This window comes from Francisella noatunensis subsp. noatunensis (assembly GCF_009823375.1).
Lineage (GTDB): Bacteria > Pseudomonadota > Gammaproteobacteria > Francisellales > Francisellaceae > Francisella > Francisella noatunensis.
Genome location: NZ_WBSX01000113.1, coordinates 1 through 6,121, shown reverse-complemented (window position 1 = coordinate 6,121; position 6,121 = coordinate 1). Strand labels below are relative to the sequence as shown.

Below are 6,121 nucleotides of genomic sequence, written 5' to 3'. Positions count from 1 at the left end.
CAATATAAATACAAAAAAGAAGGTGACTCTAAACAAGTTAAGATAAAGGATAGAGCGAGTATTTCTGAAAGACCTAGCAGTGCTAATAGAAAAAATCTTTATCACTTTGAAGGTGACACTATTGTTGGTAAAGACCATAAAAGTGCTATTGTAACAATGGTCGATAGAGCTAGCAGATTTACTATTTTAGCCAAGTCTATAGATAGAACAGCTAATTCAATCAATAGAATATTGTACAAAGTATCTAATGGTCATAAAATATTAACAGCTACATTTGATAATGGTAAAGAGTTTGCTAAACATAAGAAGCTAACTAGCAAGACTGGCATCAAAGTATTCTTTGCTGATCCATACAGTCCTTGGCAAAGAGGTACTAATGAAAACATGAATAGGTATATCAGACAATTTATACCTAAAGGTACTAACTTTAACAATATATCTCATCAATACATTAGAAAGTTACAGATAGACTTGAATAATAGACCTAAGAAATGTTTAAATTACTTGACACCTAATGAAGTACATTTTGGTATCTCTATAAACATTGAGAATACAATCTAGCTTTTAAATTATCTGTACAGGCTATGAATATATCTTGTAAGTCTCTATTCTTTAATTCAGTAAAACTCCTAGCCAATACTTAGAACCTTCATTTTGACTTATCCAAAGACCTAATACATCTTTGTGACCAGTTAGCGATATACCTAGTGCAACATATACTGCCTTATTGATAAATACGCTTATCTTCTCTGATTTTAACGGACTATACAGTTAAAAAATACTATAGGATAAACAGACCCTAACGGTCTGTTTTGCCATGCTTTAACATCATTTCTGTATCTAATGCTTTTTCAAGTAACCTTTTTGTCAGCTGCTTAAGTAAACCATCTTTTTCAAACATTTGATTAACATTAATTCCAGAATCTATTATCTGGTCTGCTAGCATTGAGTAAATATCTTCCGATTTTCTATTCTTAGACATGTTTTTATCCTTAATATTCTGCTAGAAATAATCTAGCATCTTAATTAAGAATTTACACAGTTAATTGGAAAGAGCCAATAAACGTAGATAATAAATGAAATTTATGATCCATATTGACAGATTTATTGCGATGAATCTTACGAGATGTAGCATATCTTTTAGAGCGTCCAATAGCATGTTATAATTTTATTTTCTTCTTTTTGTTCAGTAGTTAATGGTTTGATCTTTGTTCTTTTAATTGGAATTTCAACATTCATGTGATTATCCTGAATGCCTTGAAACCCAGTATCTGCCCATATACATGTATTGCTACTGATATGTCTAAGAAAGTCAGCTTTATCTAGGTTCTGTGCACAAAAATAAATATTCATCGTAGCCAAATAAAAGTACAAGCTAATTTAATCATTCCTATATATGCTGAAATGGTTTTATCAAACCTAGAGAATACTCTTCTAAAATGCTTAATTTTAGAAAAGAAATTCTCTATCAAATGTCTTTCTTTGTATATTTGAATATCAAAATCTATAGGGTTTATAGTATTTGATTTACAAGGAATAACAGCTTCAGAGGATATATTTTGAATATGTTCCCTAATCTCATTAGAATGATATGCTCTATCAGCGATAACTTTTGTATTATATACATTTTGTAGTAAGGCTATAGCTACTTTACTATCATGAGTTTTGCCTTCTGATAGTAATATTTCCATCGTATTGCCTAAAGCATCAGTCATAGCATGAATCTTGGTGGTTACTCCTCCAACTGATCTACCAATTGCCTGGTTATTATCCCTCTGATATCTTGTAGAACAGGCATGTGCTCTTGCTATCGTTGAATCAAGCATAACTTCTTGTAAGTGAGGGTTTTGTACTGACTTAAGTAATCTAGAGAATATGCCTTTATCACACCAATCTTTAAAACGCTTATGTATTGATTATTGTCTTTCAACTTTTAAATAACAACGGTTTAGCTATTTTCAATCCAATTTATATTTTTTTGTGCACAGAACCTAGGTAACTATATAAATTTAAGCTGAAAGTTCAGAATACAGCTAGTATTTCAAAATGACTTTTAAGCTTATTTATTACTTTTGTCAAAGTAAGTAAATAATCAAGCAGATTTATCAAGCTATCAAATAAACCCCAAAGGCTAGAGTTTTTCAATATCGTCCGCCCTTAGCTGTGTAAGCAGGGCGTTGGACAGAGCTGATATTTGATTAACTCTTCGCCGCTTCCCCAAGAATTTGGGGAATGCTCAGCCCACCGTCTGCGCTACGCTTGACCAACGAGTTTCACACGATGGACTAAAGCCGAGCAAAGCACCCTGTCGCAGGCTAAGGGCACAGTAACAAGTTTGCTAGTCTAAGTTCCTCCCGTTTCACTGGTAAAACCCGTTGGTCAACCCTATCGGGCCGACGGTGGGCAAGGCGTAATGTTTCGCATGATTTAATACTTAGAAACGCTATTGTGAAAGATTTATATAGCCTCAGGGCTATCTAAAGCAACTAGAGTTTCAGATAATTTTTTCAAAACATTTGTTTGTTTTGAAAAGAAATTATTTATTTCAATAAATTGTATTGAATAGTTTTATAGCTTTAAAAATTAGACCTAGTGACCCTTATATGCACCTTGATGATTTCTAGTGTTTTGGGGTAGAGGGCTGAAAGTATTGAAATTACTGGTACTCGCAACTGGATTCGAACCAGTGACCCCTACCATGTCAAGGTAGTACTCTAACCAACTGAGCTATGCGAGTATTTAGAATAGATATTATAATTTTATATCTTATAAAATCAATAGATTTTCGCTTATTAATTGTTATTTATTGGAATTAATATATTATTTAACACATATTCTATAATTTATAATTTCTTATGCAAAATTTTACATTTTTCGCTAGCTGTGCAAAGGGTATTGAGCTTTTATTAAAAGATGAACTAAATTCATTAGGTATATCATCATCTGAAAAACTTGCTGGGGTTGAGTTTGAGTGGTCTTTTGAAGATGCCTACAAAGTTTGTATTTACTCTCATCTAGCAAGCCAAGTTATGCTAAAAATAGCCACTCAAAAAGTTACAGATCAGCAAGCTTTATATGATTTTATATCATCAATAAATTGGTTAGATTACTTTGATGTTAACACAGCTTTTAAAATCATAATCTCAGGTAAGCATTATGATTTCAATAATACTATGTTTGTTTCTCAAAAAACAAAAGATGCTATAGTCGATCAGTTTCGTAGAGAAACTAATGAACGACCAAATATTGATACTTATAATCCTGATAATATAATAAAATTACATTTACACAAGCAGTACGTAAATGTGTTTTTATGCTTAAATATAAAGAGCCTACATAAGCGTAGTTATAGACAGTTTCAGGGTCAAGCACCTCTAAAAGAGTCTTTAGCAGCAGCGATACTTATCAAAGCAGGGTGGTTAGATGAGCTTAAAAAAGAGCAACCTATATTGATTGATCCAATGTGTGGTTCTGGGACTATTCTTATTGAAGCTGCTCTTATGGCAAAAAATATAGCTCCTGTGTTGTTAAATAAAGAATTTAAACTATTTAATTCAAAGCTTCATAATGAAGACTTATGGAGTAACTTATTAGAAATCGCAAAAAAAGCTCAAAAGCCAACAAATGCAATTATTCAAGGCTATGATATTAATAATAATGTTTTGGATAAAGCAGACAGAAATATTTATCAAGCTGGTGTTGAAGATGTTGTTAATATCAAACGACAAGATATCCGTGATCTTGAAAATGAGTTTGAAAGTGAAGGTTTGATAGTTACAAATCCTCCTTATGGTGAGCGTTTATATGGTGATCAACTTGATGAACTTTTAGACATATTTAATGGTTTCGGTGATAGATTATCTCAAGATTTTTATGGTTGGAAAGTTGCGATTTTGACAAGTTTTGATGAATCAATTAAAGAAATGCAGCTACGTATCACTAAGAAGAATAAATTCTATAATGGTGCTATTGAAACAGTATTGTATCAGTTTGATATAAATGAGCATGCAAGATTTAAACATGAAAGCCAGCTTGAGAAAAATATTCGTTTAGCTGAAGCAAGTGCACAAAAGTCAGATGAACATGTAGATTTTTCTAACAAGTTAAAGAAGAATCTTAAAAACCTAAAACCATGGTTAAAACAGTCAGGAGTAGAGTGTTATCGTTTGTATGATGCTGATATTCCAACTTTTGCTGTAGCTGTAGATATATATGGCGAGCATGTGTTTTTACAAGAATATCGTGCCGATGCTACTATAGATCAGAATATTGCTAAACAAAGATTCTATCAAGCTATATATCAGATACATAAAACGCTAGATACTCAATATGAGAATATACATACAAGAGTCCGTCAACGTCAAAAAGGCAAAGAGCAATATCAAAAAAATAATGACAAAAATAACTTTCATGTTATTAATGAATTTGATGCTAAATTTTATGTAAATTTCGATGACTATTTAGATACTGGTATTTTTTTAGACCATCGTAAGATTAGAGAACTTGTAGCAAAAGCTTCAAAAAATAAGACTTTATTAAATTTATTTGGTTATACCTGTACAGCTAGTGTTCATGCTGCCTTAAAAGGTGCTAAAACTACAAGTGTAGATATGTCTAATACTTATCTTGAGTGGGGTAAGAATAATTTTGAGCTAAATAATTTAGATATTAAAAAGCATAATTTTATTCAGGCAGATTGTATTAGTTGGTTAAAACCCAACAGCGAGAAGTTTGATGTGATATTTTTGGATCCACCAACATTTTCAAACTCAAAGCGTATGGATGATATCCTTGATATTCAAAGAGATCATGAATTACTGATAAATTTAGCTATGGACTCTCTCAAAAAGGATGGAGTATTATATTTCTCTAACAATTATCGTCGCTTCAAAATGTCACAACAAATAATCGCTAAGTTTAATTGTGAGAATATTGATAAAATCTGTTTATCAAGAGACTTTTTATCTAACAAAAATATCCATAATTGCTGGGAAATTAAATACAAGAAATAAATATTATAAACTTAATGTATAATAGTCTTTGAATATGCGCAAATAATAATAGTTCCAATAAGTATAAACGATGTTCCTAAGACAAATGGTAAATCTAACTTTTGCTTAAAAAATAGATATCCTATAATTCCTATTAAAATAATTCCAAATGCTGACCATATAGAATACGCAAAAGCAATATTCATATATTTTAATGTTAATGATAAAAAGTAAAATGAAAGTCCATAAAATATCAAAACAAATAGTGAAGGAACAATCCTTGTAAAACCATTGCATAATGGTAACGAAACTGTCCCAAGGACTTCAGTGATTATAGCTATAACTAGATATACGTATGGCATAGAAGATGTATAATTTAGGTATTATATTCTTAATAATATTGTAGAATTGGCTTAATTAAAATATTTTTTATTCAACCACAAAGCTACATTTACTAACTCAATCAAAACAGGCACCTCAACTAGTGGACCAATTACACCGACAAAAGCTTCGGTAGAGTTTATGCCAAATACTGAGATTGCAACTGCTATCGCTAACTCAAAATTATTTGAAGCTGCTGTAAAACTCAAAGATACGGCTTGCTCATAAGTTGCTTTAGCTTTATATGACATAAAAAATGATATGCTAAACATTATCAAAAAATATATCAAAAGCGGAATAGCAACCTTGATTACTTGAAATGGTAGGTTAATTATTTCATTTCCTTTTGTAGTAAACATCAGCACTATAGTAAATAGTAGGGCGATCAATGTCAGAGGTGATATTGCTGGAGTGAATTTATCGCTAGATTGTATTCTGAAAGTTTTAAATAGTTGAAAGAGAGTTCCAAATATAGTTTATTAGGTTTTGACGAAACTAAAATAAACGATAAGGAACTAAAAAATGCCAAAGCACTTAACTCTTTCAAATAGATATTGTATAGAAGAATTACTTAAATTAGGATACCAAACATCTCAAATAGCCAATAAAATTGGCTATAGTGAAAGAGCTATAAAAAAGGAACTTAATCGCACTAGTATAAATAGTGACTATAATGCTGAGATAGCACAGAAGCTATATCAAAGCCGCAGAACTTCAAATAATCATAAGCTATCCTGTAAAGTTAAAAA

Annotated in this window: 5 protein-coding genes, 1 tRNA gene and 3 pseudogenes; 3 read left to right on the top strand and 6 right to left on the bottom strand. The window is 31.1% G+C overall.

The window, feature by feature from the left end; translation table 11 throughout:
- On the top strand, nt 1-561 hold a 561-nt coding region (locus tag F8C69_RS08560), incomplete at its 5' end, for an IS30 family transposase (protein WP_159183759.1).
- Nucleotide 562: 1 nt separating this feature from the next.
- Here F8C69_RS08560 and F8C69_RS10825 read toward each other — a convergent pair.
- The 4 genes and pseudogenes from F8C69_RS10825 to F8C69_RS08540 form a co-directional block, all read right to left on the bottom strand.
- A pseudogene (locus F8C69_RS10825) lies at nt 563-833 on the bottom strand (transposase); the annotation flags it as partial.
- Nucleotides 800-982: a hypothetical protein gene (locus tag F8C69_RS08550; RefSeq protein ID WP_159184884.1), complete on the bottom strand. Its 183-nt coding sequence runs from the start codon at nt 980-982 to the stop codon at nt 800-802. The pseudogene F8C69_RS10825 and the gene F8C69_RS08550, both read right to left, overlap by 34 nt.
- A 367-nt stretch (nt 983-1,349) precedes the next feature.
- A pseudogene (locus tag F8C69_RS08545) lies at nt 1,350-1,916 on the bottom strand (IS5 family transposase); the annotation flags it as partial.
- Between the two features lie 744 nt (nt 1,917-2,660).
- Nucleotides 2,661-2,737 (bottom strand) — tRNA-Val (locus F8C69_RS08540).
- A gap of 118 nt (nt 2,738-2,855) precedes the next feature.
- Between F8C69_RS08540 and rlmKL the strand changes: the two genes are divergently transcribed.
- Nucleotides 2,856-5,012 (top strand): bifunctional 23S rRNA (guanine(2069)-N(7))-methyltransferase RlmK/23S rRNA (guanine(2445)-N(2))-methyltransferase RlmL, encoded by a 2,157-nt coding sequence (gene rlmKL / locus F8C69_RS08535; RefSeq protein WP_159184883.1) that lies wholly within the window; start codon nt 2,856-2,858, stop codon nt 5,010-5,012.
- An 11-nt stretch (nt 5,013-5,023) separates the two neighbouring features.
- On the opposite strand, the gene F8C69_RS08530 is transcribed toward rlmKL, so the two are convergent.
- On the bottom strand, nt 5,024-5,353 hold the full coding sequence (locus F8C69_RS08530; protein WP_159184882.1) for a DMT family transporter: 330 nt from the start codon (nt 5,351-5,353) through the stop codon (nt 5,024-5,026).
- A 51-nt stretch (nt 5,354-5,404) separates the two neighbouring features.
- Nucleotides 5,405-5,794: pseudogene (locus F8C69_RS08525) on the bottom strand (arsenic resistance protein); the annotation flags it as partial.
- A gap of 100 nt (nt 5,795-5,894) precedes the next feature.
- Here F8C69_RS08525 and F8C69_RS08520 point away from each other — a divergent pair.
- On the top strand, nt 5,895-6,121 hold a 227-nt coding region (locus tag F8C69_RS08520), incomplete at its 3' end, for a helix-turn-helix domain-containing protein (protein WP_159184567.1).